The sequence below is a fragment of the Acinetobacter sp. 24-47-64 genome, from assembly GCF_057737055.1.
In genome coordinates, this window is record NZ_CM173215.1 from 427,328 (window position 1) to 451,310 (window position 23,983).

Genomic DNA, 23,983 nt, shown 5'->3' on the forward strand with positions numbered 1-23,983 from the left:
AAAAAAGCCAATTGATCATGTTGTTACTCAGCTGTATCTCTGCTTAAACGGGGATTCGTATTAAGCATTTACAATACGATTCGATTTCACCATATCCGCTAAACCATGGTGACGGAAATAATATTCCATCCAACTTTTCACAATGAGTGGATTACTCATTTTCACCACTTCATCTAAAAGCGTTTGCGCATCTACCATTGGAACATGACAAATTGCTTTACGGACTCTGAGAATATTGCTCGAACTCATTGAAAGCGTATTAAAGCCCATTGCCATCAGTAAAATTGCTGAGAGTGGATCGCCAGCCATTTCACCACAAATACTGACAGGTTTGTCATATTTATGACACTCTTGAACTAAGCGTTGCAATGCTCGAAGCACTGAGGGATGGAAGTGAGAATAAACACTCGATACACGTGGGTTATTACGGTCGACTGCCAACAAATATTGGATTAAATCATTCGAACCCACAGAGAAGAAATCAACTAATTCTGCAAACTCACCAATTTGAAGTAAAACACTAGGTACTTCCACCATGATGCCAATTTTAGGACGATTAATTTTAACTTGTTCTTCTTCCTGAACCGCAGCTAAGTCACGCTCAATAATATAAAGCGCTTCTTCTACTTCACTGACGCTGGTGATCATTGGCAGCAAAATATGCAAATTATTCAAACCAACACTGGCTTTTAACATCGCACGAATTTGTGAAGAGAAAATCTCAGGATGATCCAAGGTAAAACGAATCCCTCTCCATCCTAATGCTGAGTTTTCTTCTTCTATTTCGAAATAAGGTAAATCTTTATCTGCACCAATATCCAAAGTACGCATCACGACTGGTTTATTGGCAAAGTGACTAAGTTGTTGACGGTAAATCGCCCGTTGCTCTTCTTCACCCGGGAAACGATCACGCAACATAAATGGAATTTCTGAACGATAGAGTCCGACACCTTTGGCACCACGTTGTACACCACGCACGACATCAATCATTAAACCTGTATTCACAAATAAGCGTACTGCAACACCATCAGGAGTGATGGCATCTTTGGTTTCATACTGTTTAAGATCTTTGGCAATTTGTTCTTCTTCTTTTTGGATGTCACGATAACGTTGACGTAAACGACGTGGTGGATTGATAAATACACGTCCTTGATAGGCATCAACAATCATTTCCACATCATCAAGTGTGGTTACTGGTAGCTCGGTGACCCCAACGACTGTCGGGATACCCAAAGCACGTGCCACAATCACCATATGTGAATTGGCAGCCCCTTCAGACGTCACAATCGCTGCAATCTTATCGACAGGTAGTTCAACCAATGCTGCCGTACTGATTTCCTCACCCACGATGATACTGTCATTACTCAGTTCACGATGACTCAGATCATCTTCTTGAAGTGCTGCTAAAATACGACGCCCAAGGTCTTTTAGGTCTGCAACACGTTCTCGTAAATAATCGTCTTCCATTTGTGCAAAGATTGCCACATGACGATCAATAACGTGTTTAACTGCACCTTGAGCCCAGTGACCATCACGGATTAACTCTTTGATTTCAGCAGGCAGGGCATTCTCATCCAACATTCTCAAGAATACGCTAAATAATGCACGTTCCTCAGACATCAAAGAATCTTGCATTTTATCATCAAGTGATTGAATTTCTTGGCGAACTGAATCAACCGCATGATCAAGTAATTCAAGCTCTTCACTGATATCTTCAGCTTCGCGGTCAGGTACTGAACCTAAATCTGCGGGTGGATAAAGAATAAGTGCACGACCTAATGCAATACCACCTGCACCTGATGATCCTTGAAATGTTTTATAGGTTGGAGAATTATTTGGCTTACGGAAAACATCAATATTTCCAACTGCATGCGCATGCGCGATAACGCCAGAAAGTTGCGCACAAAGTGTGACTAAAAAGGATTCAGCAGCTTCGCTAAAGTCTTGTGGTTCAGTATTCTGAACCACGAGAACACCCATGACTTTTCGACGATACATAACAGGAACGCCAAGGAAAGAGTTATAAATCTCTTCACCCGTTTCTGGGAAATACGCGAAACGCTCATGTTTAAACGCATTCTCGATATTGACGATTTCCTCGCGTTGCCCAACAAGTCCGACCAAACCCTCACCCAACTGCAGTGAGACATTGCCAATGGATTCAGCGTTTAAGCCTTTGGAAGCCATCAGAACATAACGTTGGTTACGTTCATCAAGTAAATAAATAGAGCACACATCTACATGCATTGCTTCAGAAATTTGGTTGACCATAATTTCTAACGAATCATGCAAACTGACAGACGCATTGATTTCTTGGACAATGCGCCGTAAAGAGTCTAATTGCATGTTCGACATGTAGCGGTGCTCCTCTTAAAGGGATGTAATTATGGTGATTATTCAAATAGTCGAAATAAAAATCAAACATTTAAATTCAATGTTTAATATAAATCATGCTATGGCAGATGCATACACAATTCCAACATGGCACGACGGTAAACATCTTTTTTGAAGTTCACCACTTGGCCTAGTGGATACCAATAGCTGACCCATTGCCATTGATCAAACTCTGGCGGATCATTTAAGTTCAACTGAATATGATTCGTTGACGCGACTAATTTCAATAAAAACCATTTTTGCTTTTGTCCGATACACACAGGATCAGAATCTGATCTGATGTAGCGAAGTGGCAAACGATAATGTAACCAACCTTCGGTCTGAGCAATTATTTGGACGTGCTCCGGCAATAACCCGACTTCTTCACGGAGTTCCCTGAAAAGTGCCTGTTCTGGAGTTTCACCAAATTGGATGCCTCCTTGAGGAAATTGCCAAGCATTGTGACCAATGCGTTTTGCCCATAAAACTTGTCCAATATCATTTGCCAAAATGATCCCGACATTCGGTCGGAAACCTTCTGAGTCGATCATTTGGCACCTAAAATTTATTAAATTCGTTGACTTTGGGTTCGGGGGCATCCACTCTCTATGCCCAACTCGAAAAGTTCAAAGTAATAATGTTTTAAAATTGCTATGATCTTAACGAATTTCTATCGACTAGCGGAGATAGATTTACATTTTTTTTCTTAAATTTCAGTTTGAACGAGTAATTTCATGAAATTGGCGTTGTTTGATTTAGATCACACCTTGTTAAATACCGACTCTGACCATTCTTGGGGCGAGTTTTTAGTCAATGAAGGCTTGGTTGATCCAGTTCGACATCGTGCCATGAATGATAAATTTTATGAAGATTACAAAGCGGGACAACTTGATCCAATTGCCTACAACGAATTCGTATTTGAATTTTTAACACAACATGACAATGAGTATTTAACCGACTTACATCAGCTTTTTATGCAAAAAGTCATTCGTCCACAAATGCGCCCAGAAGGGTTTAAAGCCATTCAGCGTCACAAAGATGCTGGGCATCAATTAGTAGGGATTACCGCAACATCAGATTTTATTACTGCACCTATTTTTCGTGAATTTGGTATTACAGAAATTATTGCAACCAATGCAGAAGTGGTTGATGGTAAATATACGGGTAAAGTCATTAATATTCCGTGTTATCAAAAAGGTAAATTGGCACGATTAGATCAATGGCTTGAGGGACGAGACGTTACTGAATCATGGGCATATTCAGACTCTATTAATGATCGATTCTTATTGGAATATGCGGATCATGCGATTGCAGTCAATCCAGATGATCGTCTTGAAGCATTGGCTAAAGAGCAGGGTTGGGATATCCAAGACTGGTCCATTTAAGACAATTTTATTCTCAAAATTCAAAATTGCTAAAGCCATTGTATCAATGGCTTTTTTTCATTTATCAGAATTGAAATAACTTGAGATGAAATTCAGCATAAATTTACAGACGCTTTCATCGCTTGTTGATATCTTATGCGGAAACAATTAACTTAAAATTAATCAAAATCATAAGGAATACAGGATGCTAAATACAGAGCCAAGAATGACCAACTTATTTGAGCAATTAGGATTGGATTCTAGCGAGCAAGCTATTGCAGAATTTATTGAAACACATCAGTTAGAAGCTGAAACCTTTTTGACTGAAGCAAGTTTTTGGTCTGAAGGTCAACGTCAATTTTTGAAAGAAAAATTATGTTCAGATGGTTCATGGGCATTAATTATCGATCAGCTCAATGAGTCTTTACATGAAGATTCATTGAAGAAAAAAGCTTAAGTAGCTCACTTGTCTTAATAAAGTAAAAAGTCATCTTATTAGATGACTTTTTAAATATCGAGTGCCGAAATTATTTCATTAAATCAACCAGTGCCTTGGCTGCCTTAGATTGGGTGCGTCCCGGATGCCAAACCATACCCAATTGACGCTGCATTTCTAAATTAATATCCAGTCTGACCAAGTCTTGATTGACTAAAGTACTTGGCAAGACAGACCAACCTAACCCAATAGAAGCCAACATGCGAATGGATTCAAGCGGATTATTGCTCATGGACACTTTAGGTTTTAATCCATTTTTTTCAAATTCTGCAAGGGTGATCTGCGCTGTATATGTTTGAGCTGCAGGTAATAAACTTGGATACTGCATGAGATCTTCAAGGCTTAAATTTTTCATATTTGCCAATGGATGAAAAACTGCAGCAACGAAAACCAAAGGATCACTCCATAAAGGAACATATTTTAAACGTTCATCTAGGACAGGGGGTAAGGTTAAGAATGCCAGCTCAAGGTCACCGGCTAACACTTTTTCATGCGCTTGTTCTGAATCTACAAAATGCACATCTAATGTCACATCAGGATATTGCTGAACATAGCTTTTTAAATGTTGCGGTAAATGATGTAATCCAATGTGATGGCTGGTACCAACTTTGAGCTTTCCTTTAATCTGATTTTGGTCGTGGCTTAAGGTGTGATGAATATCACCTAGTTCATTTAACCAATTTTTAACTTTAGGAAGCAGTGAGTGAGCCGCATGCGTGGCTTGTACACCTCGGCCAGCAGATTCAAATAATTTGACACCAAAATAATCTTCTAAACTATGGATACGTTTGGTGACAGCAGGCTGAGTGATAAATAGTTGATCAGCTGCCATAGAAATCGAACCCGTTTCCATGACTTTTATAAAAGCTTCAAAGGCAGCAAGATTCATAATTTAAACTCGGTTATGAAAATATTATTTAATTATAAAATAAATTTATATCTATTGCGAAGTAATTCTTCATAAACTGTTGCAAAAAAAGCCGCATAGTGCGACTTAGATGAGGAGGATCACAGGTGAAACTATGCGACGATATTTTCTTCCTGTTGTATCGTTTTTTTCTCCCACACTCGTTCGTGAATGAAATAAGCTACGGCTTGTACAGTAGGCTCAAGTAAACTCAAAGTAATTGCCATCCAAATGCTGCCTGTGACAAGGTAGCCTACAATCATGGCTACCGTAATGTGCATAATGTAGTAGCTTAATGTTTTTTTGAACATGCGTTGATTATCTTCAACAAATTTTTGAATATGTGCCATGTGAACATCCTCAGTTGGTGGTGATCTTGGAGATGTTTAAATGATAAGCATTCTTATTTAATCTGTAAAAGCGAATATTGTTTTTAAATTAATCGTTTTTATAGATGGTTTTTGGTGTTTAAATTGATTCTAAAAAGTTTTTAAACTAATAAAAATGATAAATTAGATTTATGTGAATAGGCCGTTATAATCGTAATTAATGACAGAATTACCCAGTCCAGTGGAGCAAATCGACATGGCAGGCGAAACCCAAAAAGCAGAAACTCAAACAAAAAAAACGTTGTACGATAAATTGTGGGACGATCATTTAGTTAAACAACGCGATGATGGTTCTTCTTTACTTTATATCGATCGTCACTTGTTGCATGAAGTGACTTCTCCACAAGCTTTTGAAGGCTTACAACTTGCAGGACGTAAACCTTGGCGTTTAAGTGCAAACGTGGCAACTCCTGACCATAACGTACCAACGTCTACGAAAGAGCGTTCTGAAGGGATTGCGGGGATCGAAGATGATACTTCACGTATCCAAGTGCAAACTTTAGATGATAACTGTAAAACATTTAATGTTGCACAGTTTGATATCAACGATGTCCGTCAAGGGATCGCACACGTTGTTGGACCTGAGCAAGGTTTAACTTTACCGGGTATGACGGTTGTTTGTGGTGACTCTCATACAGCGACGCATGGTGCGTTTGGTTGCTTGGCACACGGTATTGGGACATCAGAAGTTGAACATGTATTGGCAACGCAATGCTTAGTTCAAAAGAAAATGAAAAACATGTTGGTACGTGTTGACGGTAAATTAGGTCAAGGCGTAACACCAAAAGACGTGGTTTTAGCGATTATCGGTAAAATCGGTACAGCTGGTGGTACAGGTCATGCCATCGAATTTGGTGGTCAAGTATTCCGTGATATGTCGATCGAAGGTCGTATGACGGTGTGTAACATGGCGATTGAAGGCGGTGCCCGTGTCGGTATGGTGGCTGTTGATGAAAAAACCATTGAATACGTAAAAAATCGTCCATATGCACCGAAAGGCGAGCAGTGGGATCAAGCGGTTGCGTATTGGAATACTTTGCATTCTGATGAAGGTGCACACTTTGATACAGTGGTTGTATTACAAGGTGAAGAGATTGAACCACAAGTGTCTTGGGGTACATCTCCTGAGATGGTGATTCCTGTTTCTCAAGCAGTACCGACTTTAGAACAAGCCAAAGATGATGTGCAACGTAACGACTGGACACGTGCTTATCAATATATGGGCTTAACCGCGGGTCAAGCATTGTCTGATATTAAATTGGATCGCGTATTTATCGGTTCTTGCACCAACTCTCGTATTGAAGATATCCGTGCGGCAGCTGAAGTTGCAAAAGGCAAAAAAGTTGCAAGCACGATTAAGCAAGCGATGGTTGTTCCGGGTTCTGGCTTAGTCAAAGCACAAGCAGAAGCTGAAGGTTTGGATAAAATCTTAATAGAAGCTGGTTTTGAATGGCGTGAGCCGGGTTGCTCAATGTGTTTAGCAATGAACGCAGATAAATTACAACCGGGTGAGCACTGTGCGTCTACTTCAAACCGTAACTTCGAAGGTCGTCAAGGTAATGGTGGTCGTACACATTTAGTGAGTCCAGCGATGGCAGCAGCAGCCGCAATTGCGGGTCATTTTGTTGATGTACGTTCATTCTAAGAGGAGCAAACAACATGAAAAAATATACCGTTGAACAAGGTATCGTTGCACCTTTAGACCGTGCCAATGTCGATACAGATTTAATTATTCCAAAACAGTTCTTGAAATCAATTAAGCGTACAGGTTTCGGCGCGAATTTGTTTGATGAGTTACGTTATTTAGATGAAGGCTACTTGGGGCAAGACAACTCAAAACGTCCTTTGAATCCAGATTTTGAGTTGAACAAACCACGTTATCAAGGTGCTTCAATCTTGATTTCACGTGCCAACTTTGGTTGTGGTTCAAGCCGAGAACATGCGCCATGGGCTTTAGAAGAATATGGTTTCCGTACCGTAATCGCACCAAGCTATGCAGACATTTTCTACAACAACAGCTTTAAAAATGGCATGTTACCAGTGATCTTGTCTGAAGAGATTGTGGATCAATTATTCAAAGAGTGTGCAGCACAAGAAGGTTATCAGTTAACGATTGATCTTGAAGCACAAGAAGTGCGTACGCCTACAGGCGAAGCATTTAAATTTGAAGTTGATCCATTCAGAAAGCACTGTTTGTTGAATGGTTTAGATGATATTGGTTTAACGTTACAAGCGGCAGAAGACATTCGTGCTTATGAGGAAAGAACTAAGGCTGTTCGCCCATGGGTATTCCAAGAAATCAAAGCGTAACTGATACTTAAAGCTATAGTGCTCTGATTCAAGTCTTGCTAATATCGGTGCAAAATTATTCTTTTAGTTTTGCGCCGTTTGGTGAGGTTGGGCACAAATGAAGGCAAAAGTTTTATTACGCTATGCGTTTTTCGGATTGTCTGTCGCCGTTTTATCCGCTTGTCAGACCGTAGACCGATTACAACTGAAAAAGATTAAAGAAACGCCTGAAACCAGAAATCATGCTTTGATTTATTGCTCAGGAACGCTGAATTGTGAGTTTGAAAGATTCGATGAGCATCCCATTGTTGATGCTCAATCTCGAAGATTAGATCAGCGTGCGATCAAGCAAGGTATCGTGCGATTAAATGCTGGCTCTTTGAAAGATCCGCAAGCCTTATATCTTTCAGTTCCTGCTGGACTGCATGAAGTGGTGGTTCGCTTTTATCCGATTTCAGAGGAAAAAGCAGAAACTATTAATGTCATCCATCGCTTCGAAGCAAAAAAAGATTACCGATTTGTAATGTTTAGAGATCGAAGCAGTGGGAAAAAAAGTTTACTTGATGCTTCTGCACCAGAGCCATTATGTGTTGACTTGTTGCAAGAGCAACAAACCATTCGTCGTTTCTGCAAACCCTATAATGTTCTCAATGGACTAGGTGAGTTTGTGGAACAAAAAAATTTAAAAACACGTTAGTTCATACTAACTTTATAAATGGAAAATCTCATGTCTAAACAAATCTTGATTTTAGCTGGTGACGGCATTGGTCCTGAAATTGTAAAAGCAGCTGAACAGGTCCTCACCCGTGTCAATGAAAAATTCAATCTAGATTTAACATGGGAACAAGGTTTATTGGGTGGCGCTGCAATTGATGCGCATGGTTCACCTTATCCAGAAGTTACCTCTGAACAAGCAAAAAAAGCAGATGCGATTTTGTTAGGTGCTGTTGGTGGTCCGAAGTGGGACACAATTGAGCGTTCAATTCGTCCTGAGCGTGGTTTATTGAAATTACGTAGCGAACTTAACCTTTTCGCTAACTTGCGCCCAGCGATCTTGTATCCTCAATTGGCAGATGCTTCAAGTTTGAAACCTGAAATTGTTTCAGGCTTAGATATTTTAATTGTCCGTGAATTAACTGGTGGTATTTACTTTGGTCAACCACGCGGTATTCGTGAATTAGAGAATGGTGAGAAGCAAGGCTTTAATACCGACGTATATGCAGAGTCAGAAATCAAACGTATTGCTAAAGTGGCGTTTGAAATGGCGAAACTACGCGGTGGTAAAGTGTGTTCAGTGGATAAGGCGAATGTTCTTGAAGTCACTGAGCTTTGGAAACAAACAGTAACTCAGTTACATGCTGAACAGTATGCTGACATTAACTTGTCACATATGTATGTCGATAATGCAGCAATGCAATTGGTTCGTGCACCTAAACAATTTGATGTGATCGTAACAGGTAACTTGTTCGGTGATATCTTGTCTGATGAGGCAGCGATGTTGACTGGTTCAATCGGTATGTTGCCATCAGCTTCTTTAGATGAAAATGGTAAAGGGATGTATGAGCCTTGTCATGGTTCAGCACCAGATATCGCAGGTCAAAATATCGCAAACCCATTGGCAACAATTTTATCTGTTGCAATGATGCTTCGATATACGTTCCGTCAAGAAGCTGCAGCAAAAGCGATTGAAGATGCAGTAGGGAATGTTTTAGATCAAGGTTTACGTACAGCTGACATTATGTCTGAAGGCATGAAGAAGGTCGGGACAATTGAAATGGGTGAAGCAGTTGTTGCAGCGCTTAACTAATTTCAGTTGATTCATTCAAAACGCAGCCTATGAGCTGCGTTTTTTATTGCCGAGCTTTCGAAAGCGATATTTTTTTTAACTAAAAACACTTGAGCAAGTCATTACGTTACCGTATCACAGCTTTGCTGAAGCTGCACGTACAGGAATAACAAAATCATTTTCATCTCTCATCGAATTTCCCATTGGAATCGAGGTGTTGACTATACGTTCAAAAGTGAAAATTGCCCGCTCAGCTTGAATCACAAGATTAGACTTCAGATTAATGTTAAAAGAATTCAAATCGGTAGTTTCCCGAATATGTTGTATATCTTGCCCTACAAATTGTGAAACATAAGTGTTCATATTTTTTTGTTTTGAAAATTTGCTGTTTGGCACGCCGTAAATAGGAAAAGTGTAAATATGCAGATGAGCAAAACCACAATTTATTTAATGCGCAAAATAGTGGGGCAGTACGACGATTTTTTAGATTGAATGTGCAAATGGGCTTTGTTGGTATATATGATTGGATAGTAAATTAATAAATAGTGAGTTTAATTATTCTATAACATCTGAGTATTGATCTTCTCACAAAGACAGACGATTGCTTTAGTAGAATGGATCTCCTGTAGTTTATAAAATAAAAGTACAAAAACAAAAAAAGCCACTCAATGTGGCTTTTCGCTTACTAACACTTAGCGTGCACGGTAAGTAATGCGACCCTTAGATAAGTCATAAGGTGTCATTTCAACTTTAACACTGTCGCCAGTCAAAATACGAATATAGTGTTTACGCATTTTACCAGAAATGTGTGCAATTACTTCGTGACCGTTTTCTAAACGTACACGGAACATAGTATTAGGAAGCGTTTCGGTGACAACGCCTTCGAACTCGATAAGTTCCTCTTTATTGGCCATAGCCTACCTGATGATCAAATTGGAAAGGCGCAAATTATAGGCAAAATTTTAGAAAAAAACAAGGTTAAACCAAGTTCAGTCGGCGTTTCTATGGTCAAACTTGTCGAACAAACAAATAAAATTTTTAAACAAAAAAATGCTTAACTATGTTGTCAGTTTGGTCAATCGACTGTAATCTAATTCATAAGTTTTAAGTAAATATTAATAACATACAAGGAAGGGCACTGCGTGAGTCAGCTAACTGATGCTTCGGTTGTTCTACGATTAGGTTATCAAGCAATTCGTCGTGCTGGATTGCCCACAGAAGAAATTTTAACAAAAGCGGGTGTGGCCTTAAATCAAGTAGATCAAAATGCGCGTACGCCTTTAAGCGCGCAGTACGCTTTCTGGGTTGCTGCCGAAGAAGTCAGTAAAGATCCAGATATTGGTCTACATTTAGGTGAGCATTTACCACTGTATCGTGGTCAAGTGATTGAACATCTTTTTATTTCATCTGAAAATTTTGGCGAAGGCCTCAAACGGGCTTTAGCGTATCAACGTCTAATCAGTGATGCATTTCATGCCAAATTGGTTATTGAAGATGATCGTTGCTACCTAACCAATGGTGAACAACCTTTCTCTGAAAACCTAGTCAATCGTCATTTTTCTGAGTGCGCGATTTCAGGCATTTTAAGATTCTTCAAATTTATTACTGAAGGTCGTTTTCAACCTATATATATCGATTTTAACTTTAGCGAGGGTGCTTCAGACGATGAGTATTTCCGTGTATATGAGTGCCCGGTAAGTTTAGGCCAAAAAGAAACGCGACTTTATTTTGATCCTGCAATTTTAGATTATGTACTTTGGCAAGCCGAGCCAGAATTACTTCAACTGCATGAGCAGTTGGCGATTGAAAAATTACAGGAGTTGGCTCGATACGATTTAGTGGGTGAGGTGCGCCGTGCTATTGGATCAACACTTGAGAGTGGAGAAACAACGCTAGAAACTGTGGCAGCTCAGTTGAATATTACCCCACGTCGTTTGAGAACACAGCTCAGTGAAGCTAATACAAGCTTCCAGCAAATTTTATCTGACTATCGTTGTCGTTTAGCTAAAAAACTTTTGGCAAACACCAATGAAAGCGTAGAGAGAATTGTCTATCTGACGGGTTTCTCAGAACCAAGTACGTTCTATCGTGCCTTTAAACGATGGACCAATGAGACACCTGTTGAATATCGTAAGCGTAAACAGCGCTAAAAAAGTCCCTTCTTATGAAGGGATTTTTTTCAATTCAAAATAAAAAATCTATTCAGGCATGTTTAACCAATGAGGGCCTAGCGGAACTTTAGGCAAGTTAAACTCTTCAGGATAGTGTGCTTGGATAAAGTAAAGGCCGTCAGGTGGTGCTGTGATCCCTGCTGCTTTACGGTCTTCTGCTGCGAATATTTCATCAATATGGTCAATGTCGTACATCCCCTGACCAATTTCCAGTAAACAGCCCATAATATTGCGAACCATGTGATGTAAAAAACCATCTGCTTGGATGTCAAGAACAAGGTAAGCACCGTGTTTGATGAGTTTGCAATGGCTCACATGGCGTACAGGTTGGTTGGATTGACACGCAGCAGCTCGAAAACTTTCAAAGTTATGAGTACCCTCAAATTTTGAGGCTGCAGCAATCATTTTATCTACATCAAGTGGGTAATAAGCATGCGTTACTTGTTTGTGGAGTAAGGCAGGGCGCATGGGGCTGTTATAAACGACATAACGATAACGGCGAGCCTGCGCTTTAAAGCGTGCATGAAAATCACTATCCATTTCTTGAATCCATTGGATGGCAATATCTTTAGGGAGTGTACTGTTAGCCCCCATAAGCCAGCCACGAATTGGACGTATTGCATTTGTGTCAAAGTGAGCCACCATATTTGTGGCATGAACACCTGCATCTGTTCGACCCGCACCATGCAAAATGATGGGTTCATCAGCAATTTTGCTCAACACTTTTTCCATGGTTTCTTGTACGCTCGGCACGCCTGGTTGCTGTGTTTGCCAACCTCGATAACGAACGCCACTAAACTCAATTCCGATTGCAAAACGTGGCATTTGAACCTCTAATTTGATGAATCATACCAATGCTGTAACCATTGATCTGTGGAGGGGTATTGTAAATACATTTTTAGAATTTTGGCATAAAGATCGGCATCACTGAGTGTATCGTCGATCAAAATATCAGATGCTTGAATCCAACTGCTAATTGCATAGCGTTGATCTAATTCTCCAAACATGACCTGACTACTTAATACAATATGGCAGCCTAAGGCACGAAGCTGCTTCAAAATATCTGTGGTATCCGCATTAATTGCTAAATTACCGGTTCCATATGCTTGAAGTATGAGTACATGAGGCGGGTTGTCGATAAAACGCGTTAAATGCTGATTGAATAATTTGATTTCAATGGGGCGAAGACTCAGATTCGCAATATTGAGTTGTGTCGAGCGTTCAATATGTTGCTCAGTAATGTCGACAAAAGAACTTGATATGGGCTTGATGACATTTGTAAATGCTTCACCACAAAATGCATTTAGTGCCGTGCGATGAGTCTTGACTGCAGTTCTGGCATGAAAAATTTGATGGTTAAAGCATAAGTAAACACCATCAGACACATTTTCCATATGTTGGATGGCATGATTCAGATTATCTAAAGCATCGCTCGATGGATGCAAAGATGTCGCTACATGATTGAGCAGAGGAAATTGGCTACCTGTGATAATGACTCGACACGTATCATGGAGAAATCGAGAAAGAATAGCCGCAGCATAACTCATGGTATCGGTACCATGAATGACAATAAAATTTTGAAATTGTTTAGCTTGCAATTGTTGAATTTTTTGGATTAACAGCAACCAATCACGCGCCGTACATGCACTACTGTCTTTAATCTCATGAGCCTGAACAAGCTCGATTTGATTTTGAACGGGCAAAATTTCTTTTAATTGCGGGAAAAAATCGGCAGCAGGCATAGGCGCTAAAGGTTCACCAACGCAACCAAATGTCCCACCCATATAGATTAAAGCTATTTTTGAACTCATAAAAAAAGCAGCCTGATTAGACTGCTTCATATTAAGATTAATTGGAATCAGATTCCATGCTCTCTCGGAGTTTTGCTGCACGCATTTTTTGTTCGTCATTGTAATGCGATTCATATTCCGTAATTAATTTTTCTGCTTCATCAAACGCGCCAAATTTAATGTATTGATCCGCTAAATCTAAGTTAAGTTGAATTTCATCAACGTTGAGTAATTCAGGAAAACGTTGTACAAGAGGATCATCAGGACGATTCGGATTCATTTTTATCGCAGATGTTTCATGCGAATGACTCTGTTGCACATCCACGTTTTCATCTGATGAATTGAGGTCAAAATTAAACTCGTTTGTCGGTTCAATTGAGCTTTCTATTGTAGATTTTGAATCAAGATTTTCCTCAAAGTCGAAAGTTACAAAATCTAAATTTTGATCATTCACGCTTTGTTCTGGAACTTTTGCTGAGCTAGATATTTCAGCATCAAAGTTAAAATCATCTGAAAGATCAAAAGTGAGTTCATCCTTAGATGTTGTTTGAGAATGAGGCTGTTCCGACTGATCTGAAAAGCTAAATTCCAATGGATCTATTTCAATATTCAGTTCTTGTGGATTTTTTTCTAATGGAGAAGAGCTCAGTGCTGAATGAGAGAGATCTGTTTTTTCAACCCATTCTTGACTTAAATCAAGTGTGAAGTCGAGATTTTGGATGGACTCATTTTCTGAAGCAAGGTTCTCAGCATCAGTTGAGTGCACTGATGCTGTTTGTGATTTATTTTCAGACTGAAAACTGGAGAAATCTAAATCAAACTCTAAGGGTGCGCGATCTCCAGTCGATTGATTGGTTGTTTCAGATTCAGTCTGTGTTTGAGCATTTGGCTCGAAAGTTAAATCTGTCGTTATAAATTCTAAAGGTGTTTGCTCTTTTGATGCAGGAGTCTTCTCATCATCTTGCTCGAATGGGTGTTGTGAGGTTGGTTGCGGTGTATCTTCCATAAAAAAATCGAGTTCAAAATGCTCGTTTTGCGATGGAGTCTGTTGTTCAGTTGCCTGCTGATTTTCAGCCTGATCAGAAGGGAGCTGGTCAATGATTTCTTCATTGGTTTTATTGAGCGTAAACTCTTCTGCTAAATCCAGCTGTTCTGAGCTAAATACAAAATGAGCAGTAGGTTCAGCAGAGACATGCTCAGTTTCTTCCTCAGGAGTGCTTTTCTTCTCTTTGGCTTGTAAGGGATGTGGGTATTGTTCTGTTTCAAACACAAAGGTTGAGCTTTGAGAAGGAAGAGAAGATTGCTCTGTGGTCTCATTTGTTTCAGTGGGTGTGCTTTCCTGAGTGCTATGTTGTTCATCCTGTGATTTGATGAGATGATCAAAGGCTTGTTCTGATTGAACTGCAGGAATTTCAGTTATAAAACTGGTGCTATGAAACTGTGCAGCATGACGAGGCTGATTCTCGGTGTTCGATATATCCCGTGATTCTTTCGCAATTTCTTTATTCTGTTCCGCTTCTTTTGCAGCTTTAAGTTTGTCTTCAGCTTCATCCGCAATGTAATGTAATCCAGTGGAGCGTAAATAATTACTTAATTGTTTTAAAGCAAATTCATCATTCTGTAGGATGTGAATATCAATCAAATACGAGTAAAGCTCATGTTGTCTAGGATCACGATTCAATGCTTGATTGATTTTTGCTTCGGCTGACATATAGCTTTCTGATTGAATTAAGTATTCAATGCTGGCTTTAAGTTCATCAGCCACTGGTTCGGCACTTAAGTCTTGTGGTGCGCCATGACCGTGCTGTGAATAGGCTTGTTGTGGGGTGGAGCGAGTTTTAGGGCTTTTCTTAGCGCGTTTTACACTCACATTTTTTTTAGATTTTGTTGATCCTGTGTCACCATTTTTTTGTTTATCCTCACGTTTTTTGAGCACCAGTGCGATTAACAGCAAGACGACAAATGGAATGACATACAACATAATTTTTCCCCTTCATTGAATTCAATGAATTTATTGCAAATCTAATACCTGAGTGCTCGAAATATTGGACTGTTTTTAATCTCGATTTTTTATATTCTCAGTTCATCATTATGCATCGATCAAGATGTTCGAAATAAGAAGTGATGAGATTGTAATTTAACTGTTTTTTGTATAGATGTCATAATATTTCCTTTCAAATAGCACTCCAAGCTCTAATCAATTCAAATTGCATAAAAAAAGCCGATCTAATCAGACCGGCTTTTTATTGAAGTGACTATTAAAAATTAAGCATTTTTATAGTCAATCAAGATGCGGAGCATACGGCGTAAAGGTTCAGCAGCACCCCAAAGTAATTGGTCACCAACAGTGAACGCGCCTAAATACTCTTTACCCATATTAAGTTTACGTAAACGACCTACTGGAACAGTAAGCGTGCCTGTTACTGCAACAGGTGTAAGATCAGTCATTGATGCTTCACGTGTGTTCGGCACAACTTTAGACCAGTCATTTGCACTTGCAATGATGTCTTCAATTTCATTTAAAGGAACATCTTTACGAAGTTTTAAAGTCAATGCTTGTGAGTGACAGCGCATTGCACCAATACGTACACAGTGACCATCAATAGGTACAATTTGTGAATTACCAAGAATCTTATTGGTTTCAACTTGACCTTTCCATTCCTCTTTCGATTGACCGCTTTCAAGCTGTTTGTCGATATAAGGAATTAAAGAACCTGCTAAAGGTACACCGAAGTTTGCTGAAGGGAATCCTTCACCACGTTGTAATTCAGCAATTTTAGAGTCGATATCTAAAATTGGAGAACGTGGATCGTCTAATAGATCTTTTGTATTGTTATACAAATAGCCCATACCTGTGATGAGTTCACGCATATTTTGCGCACCCGCACCAGAAGCAGCTTGGTAAGTCATTGAAGTCGCCCATTCAACAAGATTGTTTTGGAACAGACCACCAAGACCCATTAACATCAATGAAACAGTACAGTTACCGCCTACAAATGTTTTCGTACCTTTTACCAAACCGTCTTTGATCACATTCATGTTGACTGGATCTAATACGATGATTGCTTCATCGTCCATACGCAATGTAGATGCAGCGTCAATCCAGTAACCATTCCAACCATCAGCTTTCAACTTAGGGAAAACTTCAGTGGTATAATCACCACCTTGGCAGGTAATAATGACATCCATTTGCTTCAGACTATTAATGTCTGTCGCATCCATAAGTGCTGGGGCAGTTTTACCACCAAACGCAGGGGCTTCACCACCTGCATTACTGGTAGAGAAGTAGAATGGCTCAAAATGAGCGAAATCATTCTCTTCAACCATACGTTGCATAAGGACGGAACCAACCATCCCGCGCCAACCGACCAGACCTACTTTCATGTCACTTTGCCTCGGTGCGTTAAAATAAAAAAGGGGGTTCGAGTGTATCAAAAGAGTGTATAACTGCAAGTGGTACACAATCAAAACAGCAAATATATTGTGCAATATATCTTGTTTATGTTACATGCAAAACTAATATAAATTTATGAATCATCGAAAAATTAAGAATATATAAAGAGAAGCGCTATGCTATGGATTGAGATACTGGCTGTTGTTGTGATTTGGTTAAGTTTTTGGTCTTTGATTCCGCGTGATGAGTGGTGGTTTCGAGGTGCCGATTTTCCAAGACTACAAATTTTAGCCCTAGGCTTTATCGCATTTATCCTCCTGTTGATTTGGGATGGGGAATGGGATTTAAGACGCCAAGTCATATTTGTTGGATTAATTGCTGCATTAGCATATCAATTGAAGATGGTTTTGCCTTATACCTTAATTTGGAAAAAACAGGTGAAACAGGTCCAACCAGATCAACTTGATCCATCAAAGCAAATCTCTTTAATTGTGTCGAATGTTTTAACACCAAATACAGAATATCATCGTTTGATTGAACAGATTCATCAGCATCAACCCGATATCGTATTGACGCTTGAAACAGACCAAACCTGGCAGAATGAACTTTCAGTCATCGAAGCGGATTATCCTTATCGTGTTCCAGTACCTTTAGATAATCTCTATGGAATGCATCTCTACAGTAAGTTGGAATTGAATGATACCGAAGTCAAATTCATACTGAGTAATGAGATTCCTTCTATTCATACCACAGTGAAATTACGTTCTGGACAGCCAGTTCAATTATATTGTTTACATCCCAAACCGCCGAGTCCAACTGAAGCCAAAGACTCTACATTACGTGATGCTGAATTGTTGATTGTGGGTGATCAAATTAAAGACTTGGATGAAAGTTGCATTGTCATGGGAGATCTAAACGATGTGGCATGGTCTCGTACCACACGACTATTTCAACGTATCAGTGGTTTGTTAGACCCGCGTGTTGGACGTCATTATGTCAATACCTTCCATGCGGACTATCCGCTATTACGATGGTCACTCGATCATGTATTCCACAGCACTGATTTTGCTTTGGTGAAAATGGAGCGATTACCGCATATTGGTTCGGATCACTTTCCTGTGTACGTTGTTTTACAAACTGGACGACAATTTGAGCAAGTACAGCAAGAATTAGAACAGACGGATGCTGATGAGCAAGAGGCTCAGGAGGCGATTCAAGAAGGTATTGCGAAAGCTGAGAAAGAAGAGAAACAAGTGACAGATGAAATTGCGCAAGATTATAAAGATGGCAAACAAGTGTGAATGGATGCGTGTAAGAAATTGCTTACAATGAATGTGTCTGTTGACCCATAGTCACGAAGCGAGCTTAAGCGTAATCTAAGGTTATCGGCACAGGGAGTGGGAATGGAATGATCCCAATATGGAAGACGACGCCGACGGAAAATCATCATGGAGATGATGTAGGAAAGGAAAGCCAATAAAACAATAATATGATTTTTGAAAAGCACAACCTCATCGACCCGAGTTTTACAGGATGTAGAACTCGGGTTTAGTTTATGGTGGATTTAAACGTTTAAATGCATACAGGTCGAATGAATTAAATCTCGTTATTCAGCTCTAATCTTTTATTAATGCTATGATTTGCCAAAATGAAAATATTGAGCAGATGGGGTATGAGTTTGTTTCTTAAAAATATGAAAGACATAACTACAAGCAAATCCTTCGCTTCGATCGTTGTGTTAAATGTACTAATGAGTACCAATGTTTTTGCACAAGAAGCTGATGAAAAAATGATGGATGCGGTTCCATCTCAAGAACAGGTCGTGAACACTGAAGCTAAAGAAGCTAAAGAAGCTAAAGAAGCTAAAGAAGCTAAAGAAGCTAAAGAAGCTAAAGAAGCTAAAGAAGCTAAAGAAGCTAAAGAAGCTAAAGAAGCTAAAGAAGCTAAAGAAGCTAAAGAAGCTAAAGAAGCTAAAGAAGCTAAAGAAGCTAAAGAAGCTAAAGCACAGTCTTTTGCTCAAAAAGTAACGCCTGAACCAACAGCCTATCAATGTTTTGCTGAGCAATGTCCAAGGGTGGATTTAAAAGAGATTCAAATTGATCTCAACGGAAAAGTACCAAAATTTATAACCCCTGTTGCTGTCGGTGAAATTCATGCAAATCAATGGACTCGTTTAGGTACGGAGTTCAATGTAAATTGGACAGATCAGAATCAAAATAAAACTTCAGAAAAGCTGATATTAAATGTCTTGGACATGCAGCATATCACTTTAAAAGATGAGTTAGGTCGTATCAACCGCTATAAGATGGTAGAGGCGAAAAAGCCTGATACTGATAAGAATTCAGATGTATTAGAAACACAATAAAAAAGCGGCTCCGCCGCTTTTTTTAATAAATTTTTTCAAAACCTTCGGGACGTGTTTTAAATCTACGGTGGAACCACATATATTGGGTTGGTGCTAAACGAAGTTGATTTTCAATAATCAAATTTGTTCGTGTCGCGTCTGCAATTTCATCTTCACTTGGCATATTGTCTAACGCAGGTTCAATCAAAATATGATATTTCGGATTTGTAATATCACCTTTACGGTAGAAGTAAAGTGGAATCGCGGCAGCTTTGGTCATTTTTAATATACGGCGATGTGCAGTTACAGTGGCTGCGGGTACACCAAAAAAGGGTGCCATAACGCCTTGTTTAAGACCAAAATCTTGGTCGGGACTATACCAAATAGGTCGTCCTTCTTTTAAATGACGGATTAATCCACGCATATCATCATGGTCGATTTGATTGGTATAAATCGTGGCACGACAACGGTAAATCAGCATATCTAGCAATGGATTATTTTGCGGACGATATACGACATCTGGATCAAAATACTGGGCACAGACATATCCACCTGCATCGAGTAGGGTAGAGTGTGTACCGAGTAGTAAAGCCCCACGCCCTTCAGCTTGCGCTTGTTGAATATGTTCTAAACCTTCAATCGTTACACGATCTTTAAACCATTTGGGACAATACCAAGCATTCAGTGTTTCAAAAACACCGACCATTTGATCAATAAAGACTTGGCGAGCATTTTCATAACGAAGTTCGGGCATCCATTCAGGAAAGCAGACTTCTAAATTTCTTAAAGTTGTTTCACGACGTGAACGCAAGTATTTGAAAGCTACATTTCCCATCAGATAAGCTAAACGATGCTGAATTGCCCAAGGTAATATCGCAAGGAGCATCAGAAATATAATACCAATCCAAATGCCCCAATATTTTGGCATTAAGAAAGACCACTGGAACTCTCCCGGTTGGTAGTTTTTCTGTTTACTCATATTCAAACTTGATAACAATTTAAGGTAATTCACTATATTAGCACGAACTGTTTTTTTTCGGCGAAGGCAACAATCGGATTCTTTAGCAAAACGTTCTTAGATTTTTCACATGAATTACTCATCAATAACAACATTAAGTGCCTAAAAACCTTTAACCAAAATTAGCTTGAGCAAACTTGGTGCAATTTTTGCAGAACATTTACTGAAAATGATATGAATACGAAGATGACCGTGAATGAATCAAGTATTGTTCAATGAGCCAGTCAAAAATGCACAGTATTGGTTTGCTAAATTAGAGTTAGGTTTTACCAAAGATTCAAATCGCACAATTTTGGCGCATCGTAAGCACTTTGGACCTGTTCGCGTGCAAAAGATGCTCTGGCCTGAAAAAACAGGAGTATGTCACGCCATTATTGTTCATCCACCTGCTGGAATTGCTGGTGGAGATCATCTTACCTTTGAAATAAAAATAGATCAGGATTCGCATGCTTTGGTTACCACACCTGGCGCAGGGAAGTGGTACAAAACCAATCTTAAACAAGCATTTCAACATATTCATATTCATGTCCAAGATGAGGCGATTTTCGAATGGCTTCCTCAAGAGACGATGCTCTTTAATGGTGCGAATGCAAATTCAGAAACGATCGTACATTTAGACGTTGCTGCCAGTTTTATCGGTTGGGATATGTTGGTGATTGGACGGCAAGCAAGACATGAAACTTTCTCACAGGGTGCTTACCAAAATAAATTTCAGCTTTATCAAAATCAGAAAATATTGGTTGTAGACTGTTTAAATTTTAAAGGCAATGATCGTTGGTTAAAGTCTTGTTTAGGGATGAACGGTCATGCAGTGATGGCCAGTTTTTGGGCAGTGCCTCCAGAACAATACCGGTCAAATTTCTATCTTGATCGACATATTGATCGAATTCGTGAATTAATCATGCGTATGAATATTAACGTCACATTGACGTTACTCGGTTACGTCGTGACCGCACGTTATCTCGGAAATGATGTACGTGAGTGTCATGATGCATTTGCTGCAATTCGTGCAAAGCTTCGTCGTTATTGGTTTGATCTTGATGAAGAATTCCCAAGAATTTGGCGCACATAAATTTATTCTTGTCATAGCAACATAGTTAAGTTGTTTTAACACAAATATTTGAGCACACATCTTGCATCAATATTTAAAGATAGTGAGGAAAGCATTATGGAACTAACACCTACAGAAAAAGACAAAATGCTGATTTTTACTGCGGGGCTTGTAGCGGAAAGACGCAAGGCCCGTGGATTAAAGCTGAATTATCCAGAAGCAGTGGCTTATATTTCTGCCGCACTATTAGAAGGTGCACGTGATGGAATGAGTGTGAGTGACCTCATGCATTTTGGAACAACATTGCTAAAACGGGATGAAGTAATGGAAGGCGTAGCTGAAATGATCGCAGAGGTCCAAGTGGAAGCGACCTTTCCTGATGGTTCAAAACTGGTCACTGTACATCAACCGATTGTGTGATGTCTGAGAGGAAAAATTAAATATGATTCCAGGTGAAATCATTACGTCCGATACAGACATTGAAATGAATGTCGGACGGGCAACGCTCAAAATGACGGTAGCAAATGCAGGGGATCGACCGATTCAGGTTGGGTCACATTATCACTTTGCTGAAGCGAATGATGCGTTGCAGTTTGATCGTGAGTTAGCACGAGGATATCGACTGAATATTGCGGCAGGTACAGCGGTGCGTTTTGAGCCAGGACAGAGTCGAGATATTGAACTTGTTGCACTCGCAGGTAAGCGTGAGGTGTATGGCTTTGCGGGTCGTGTTATGGGTAAGTTGGATTAAGGGAAAATAATAATGAAAATGTCACGCCGTGCTTATGCGGAAATGTTTGGTCCAACGGTAGGTGATCGAGTTCGTCTCGCGGATACTGAGCTGTTTATTGAAGTTGAGCAAGACCTCACTACCTATGGTGAGGAAGTGAAGTTTGGCGGTGGTAAAGTCATTCGTGATGGCATGGGACAATCACAACTGTTGGCTGAAGATGTTGCGGATACTGTAATTACAAATGCGCTGATTGTGGATTGGTGGGGTATTGTCAAAGCCGATGTCGGTTTAAAAAACGGCCGTATTTGGAAAATTGGGAAAGCAGGCAATCCTGATATTCAACCCGATATCACCATTCCACTTGGTGCAGCGACGGAAGTGATCGCTGGTGAAGGACAGATTCTCACCGCAGGCGGTGTCGATACGCATATTCATTGGATTTGCCCGCAGCAAGTGGAAACGGCACTGATGTCCGGTGTGACCACCATGATTGGTGGTGGTACAGGCCCTGCGGCAGGGACTTCTGCAACAACAGTGACACCGGGGCCTTGGCATATCGGGACGATGCTTCAAGCCATAGATGATTTACCGATGAATATTGGTCTACTCGGTAAGGGAAACCTAAGTCAGCCCGACCCAATTCGTGAGCAAATTCGTGCAGGGGTAGTAGGTTTAAAGCTACATGAAGATTGGGGTTCAACCCCTGCAGCGATTGATACGTGTCTGACCGTTGCCGATGAGTTTGATGTCCAAGTGGCGATTCATACCGATACCTTAAATGAAAGTGGTTTCTTGGAAGAAACCCTCGCTGCATTTAAAAATCGTACCATTCACACCTACCATACCGAAGGAGCAGGCGGTGGACATGCCCCTGATATTTTAAAAGCCATTGGTCAGCCGAATGTGTTGCCATCTTCCACCAATCCAACTCGTCCTTATACCATCAATACCATTGATGAGCATTTGGATATGCTGATGGTTTGTCACCATTTAGACCCTGCGATTTCTGAAGATGTGGCTTTTGCGGAAAGTCGTATTCGCCGTGAAACCATTGCAGCAGAAGATATTTTGCAGGACTTAGGTGCCATTGCCATGATGTCATCAGACTCGCAAGCGATGGGGAGAGTTGGTGAAGTGGTGATTCGCACATGGCAAACCGCACATAAAATGAAAATACAGCGGGGTCCTTTAGAAGGTGACAATGCCACGCATGACAATAATCGGGTCAAACGTTATATCGCCAAATATACAATTAACCCTGCCATTACGCATGGTTTAAGCCATGAAATTGGCTCGGTTGAAGTGGGGAAACTTGCAGATTTAGTGTTGTGGAAGCCTGCATTTTTTGGGGTGAAGCCTTCGATGATTATTAAAGGTGGCATGATTGCAGCTGCGCCGATGGGAGATATTAACGCTTCGATTCCAACACCACAGCCTGTGCATTATCGTCCGATGTTTGGGGCAAATGCGCGCGGTGTGCATAACACCTGTATCACCTTTTTATCCCAAGTCGCCATTGAGGCAGGTGTACATGAAAAATTGGGTCTGAAAAAGTTGATCAGTCCATGTAAAGGTACACGCGATATTCAGAAGAAAGATATGAAACTAAATACCTATTGTCCTGTGATGGAGGTTGATCCTGAAATTTATGAAGTGCGAGCCGATGGGAAATTGCTAACCTGTGAGCCTGCGGAAGTATTGCCGATGGCACAGCGGTATTTCTTGTTTTAAAGTTGTCTCTAGAAAAGATAATTACTGTGATAGGTGATAAAGTCTTATGTAATTAATAAGACTTTATCATTAGATAGAATTCATCGATTTATTTTAAATACATAAAAATTTCAGCGGAATAAACGCGTTTGCTAAAAGAAATTAAAC

Annotated in this window: 24 protein-coding genes; 13 read left to right on the forward strand and 11 right to left on the reverse strand. The window is 39.9% G+C overall.

The features are described from left to right. Positions 1-60: 60 nt before the first annotated feature. On the reverse strand, positions 61-2,355 hold the full coding sequence (ptsP, locus tag AC1M85_RS02075) for a phosphoenolpyruvate--protein phosphotransferase (RefSeq protein WP_035264179.1): 2,295 nt from the start codon (positions 2,353-2,355) through the stop codon (positions 61-63). Between the two features lie 98 nt (positions 2,356-2,453). After that, the gene (locus AC1M85_RS02080; protein WP_035264177.1) at positions 2,454-2,924 is read right to left on the reverse strand and encodes an RNA pyrophosphohydrolase; all 471 of its coding nucleotides are present in this window, start codon (positions 2,922-2,924) and stop codon (positions 2,454-2,456) included. A 183-nt stretch (positions 2,925-3,107) separates the two neighbouring features. On the opposite strand from AC1M85_RS02080, the gene AC1M85_RS02085 reads away from it, so the two are divergent. Both AC1M85_RS02085 and AC1M85_RS02090 read left to right on the forward strand, forming a co-directional pair. Next, positions 3,108-3,758 (forward strand): HAD family hydrolase, encoded by a 651-nt coding sequence (locus AC1M85_RS02085; protein WP_180028639.1) that lies wholly within the window; start codon positions 3,108-3,110, stop codon positions 3,756-3,758. 184 nt (positions 3,759-3,942) lie between these two features. Further along, entirely contained in the window at positions 3,943-4,194 is a 252-nt protein-coding gene (locus AC1M85_RS02090; RefSeq protein WP_180028640.1) for a DUF2789 family protein, read from the forward strand. Between the two features lie 70 nt (positions 4,195-4,264). On the opposite strand, the gene AC1M85_RS02095 is transcribed toward AC1M85_RS02090, so the two are convergent. Beyond that, positions 4,265-5,122 (reverse strand): LysR family transcriptional regulator, encoded by an 858-nt coding sequence (locus tag AC1M85_RS02095; RefSeq protein WP_035264171.1) that lies wholly within the window; start codon positions 5,120-5,122, stop codon positions 4,265-4,267. A gap of 131 nt (positions 5,123-5,253) precedes the next feature. After that, positions 5,254-5,490 (reverse strand): DUF2061 domain-containing protein, encoded by a 237-nt coding sequence (locus AC1M85_RS02100; RefSeq protein ID WP_035264169.1) that lies wholly within the window; start codon positions 5,488-5,490, stop codon positions 5,254-5,256. A 235-nt stretch (positions 5,491-5,725) separates the two neighbouring features. Between AC1M85_RS02100 and leuC the strand changes: the two genes are divergently transcribed. The 4 genes from leuC (at position 5,726) to leuB (ending at position 9,625) form a co-directional block, all read left to right on the forward strand. Continuing rightward, the gene (gene leuC, locus AC1M85_RS02105; protein ID WP_180028647.1) at positions 5,726-7,174 is read left to right on the forward strand and encodes a 3-isopropylmalate dehydratase large subunit; all 1,449 of its coding nucleotides are present in this window, start codon (positions 5,726-5,728) and stop codon (positions 7,172-7,174) included. Between the two features lie 14 nt (positions 7,175-7,188). Then, on the forward strand, positions 7,189-7,839 hold the full coding sequence (leuD, locus tag AC1M85_RS02110) for a 3-isopropylmalate dehydratase small subunit (protein WP_481588649.1): 651 nt from the start codon (positions 7,189-7,191) through the stop codon (positions 7,837-7,839). 97 nt (positions 7,840-7,936) lie between these two features. Further along, positions 7,937-8,515 (forward strand): hypothetical protein, encoded by a 579-nt coding sequence (locus tag AC1M85_RS02115; RefSeq protein ID WP_179998722.1) that lies wholly within the window; start codon positions 7,937-7,939, stop codon positions 8,513-8,515. Between the two features lie 30 nt (positions 8,516-8,545). Beyond that, the gene (gene leuB / locus AC1M85_RS02120) at positions 8,546-9,625 is read left to right on the forward strand and encodes a 3-isopropylmalate dehydrogenase (RefSeq protein ID WP_179998721.1); all 1,080 of its coding nucleotides are present in this window, start codon (positions 8,546-8,548) and stop codon (positions 9,623-9,625) included. A gap of 114 nt (positions 9,626-9,739) precedes the next feature. Here the strand turns inward: leuB and AC1M85_RS02125 are convergent, their stop codons facing one another. After that, positions 9,740-9,967 (reverse strand): hypothetical protein, encoded by a 228-nt coding sequence (locus tag AC1M85_RS02125; RefSeq protein ID WP_488213462.1) that lies wholly within the window; start codon positions 9,965-9,967, stop codon positions 9,740-9,742. A 329-nt stretch (positions 9,968-10,296) separates the two neighbouring features. Further along, positions 10,297-10,518, reverse strand: coding sequence for a translation initiation factor IF-1 (infA, locus tag AC1M85_RS02130; RefSeq protein WP_004692529.1), 222 nt, complete (start codon positions 10,516-10,518; stop codon positions 10,297-10,299). Positions 10,519-10,746: 228 nt separating this feature from the next. Here infA and AC1M85_RS02135 point away from each other — a divergent pair, with 228 nt between their 5' ends. Beyond that, positions 10,747-11,754, forward strand: a complete 1,008-nt coding sequence (locus AC1M85_RS02135) for an AraC family transcriptional regulator (protein WP_035264130.1) — start codon at positions 10,747-10,749, stop codon at positions 11,752-11,754. Between the two features lie 48 nt (positions 11,755-11,802). On the opposite strand, the gene truA is transcribed toward AC1M85_RS02135, so the two are convergent. The 4 genes from truA to asd all read right to left on the reverse strand — a co-directional run bounded on the left by truA (position 11,803) and on the right by asd (position 16,949). Then, the gene (gene truA, locus AC1M85_RS02140) at positions 11,803-12,600 is read right to left on the reverse strand and encodes a tRNA pseudouridine(38-40) synthase TruA (RefSeq protein ID WP_035264128.1); all 798 of its coding nucleotides are present in this window, start codon (positions 12,598-12,600) and stop codon (positions 11,803-11,805) included. 8 nt (positions 12,601-12,608) lie between these two features. Further along, positions 12,609-13,586 carry an asparaginase domain-containing protein gene (locus AC1M85_RS02145; RefSeq protein WP_488213463.1) on the reverse strand — a complete coding sequence of 326 codons (978 nt, stop codon included), beginning with the start codon at positions 13,584-13,586 and terminating at the stop codon, positions 12,609-12,611. Positions 13,587-13,623: 37 nt separating this feature from the next. Beyond that, entirely contained in the window at positions 13,624-15,546 is a 1,923-nt protein-coding gene (locus AC1M85_RS02150) for a hypothetical protein (protein ID WP_488213464.1), read from the reverse strand. Between the two features lie 284 nt (positions 15,547-15,830). Further along, positions 15,831-16,949, reverse strand: a complete 1,119-nt coding sequence (asd, locus tag AC1M85_RS02155; RefSeq protein ID WP_035264122.1) for an aspartate-semialdehyde dehydrogenase — start codon at positions 16,947-16,949, stop codon at positions 15,831-15,833. A gap of 186 nt (positions 16,950-17,135) precedes the next feature. Here asd and AC1M85_RS02160 point away from each other — a divergent pair, with 186 nt between their 5' ends. Beyond that, positions 17,136-18,260: an endonuclease/exonuclease/phosphatase family protein gene (locus AC1M85_RS02160; protein WP_488213465.1), complete on the forward strand. Its 1,125-nt coding sequence runs from the start codon at positions 17,136-17,138 to the stop codon at positions 18,258-18,260. A 371-nt stretch (positions 18,261-18,631) separates the two neighbouring features. Next, positions 18,632-19,324, forward strand: coding sequence for a hypothetical protein (locus tag AC1M85_RS02165; RefSeq protein ID WP_488213466.1), 693 nt, complete (start codon positions 18,632-18,634; stop codon positions 19,322-19,324). Positions 19,325-19,346: 22 nt separating this feature from the next. On the opposite strand, the gene AC1M85_RS02170 is transcribed toward AC1M85_RS02165, so the two are convergent. After that, a complete protein-coding gene (locus AC1M85_RS02170; protein WP_481613204.1) occupies positions 19,347-20,282 on the reverse strand; it encodes an LpxL/LpxP family acyltransferase in 936 nt (311 codons plus the stop codon). A gap of 235 nt (positions 20,283-20,517) precedes the next feature. Here AC1M85_RS02170 and AC1M85_RS02175 point away from each other — a divergent pair, with 235 nt between their 5' ends. The 4 genes from AC1M85_RS02175 to ureC all read left to right on the forward strand — a co-directional run bounded on the left by AC1M85_RS02175 (position 20,518) and on the right by ureC (position 23,836). Next, positions 20,518-21,393 carry an urease accessory protein UreD gene (locus tag AC1M85_RS02175; protein ID WP_488213467.1) on the forward strand — a complete coding sequence of 292 codons (876 nt, stop codon included), beginning with the start codon at positions 20,518-20,520 and terminating at the stop codon, positions 21,391-21,393. A gap of 96 nt (positions 21,394-21,489) precedes the next feature. Further along, positions 21,490-21,792 (forward strand): urease subunit gamma, encoded by a 303-nt coding sequence (ureA, locus tag AC1M85_RS02180; protein ID WP_035270654.1) that lies wholly within the window; start codon positions 21,490-21,492, stop codon positions 21,790-21,792. 22 nt (positions 21,793-21,814) lie between these two features. Next, positions 21,815-22,123 (forward strand): urease subunit beta, encoded by a 309-nt coding sequence (locus AC1M85_RS02185; RefSeq protein WP_035270651.1) that lies wholly within the window; start codon positions 21,815-21,817, stop codon positions 22,121-22,123. Positions 22,124-22,135: 12 nt separating this feature from the next. Then, positions 22,136-23,836, forward strand: coding sequence for an urease subunit alpha (gene ureC, locus AC1M85_RS02190; protein WP_488213468.1), 1,701 nt, complete (start codon positions 22,136-22,138; stop codon positions 23,834-23,836). Positions 23,837-23,983: the final 147 nt, after the last annotated feature.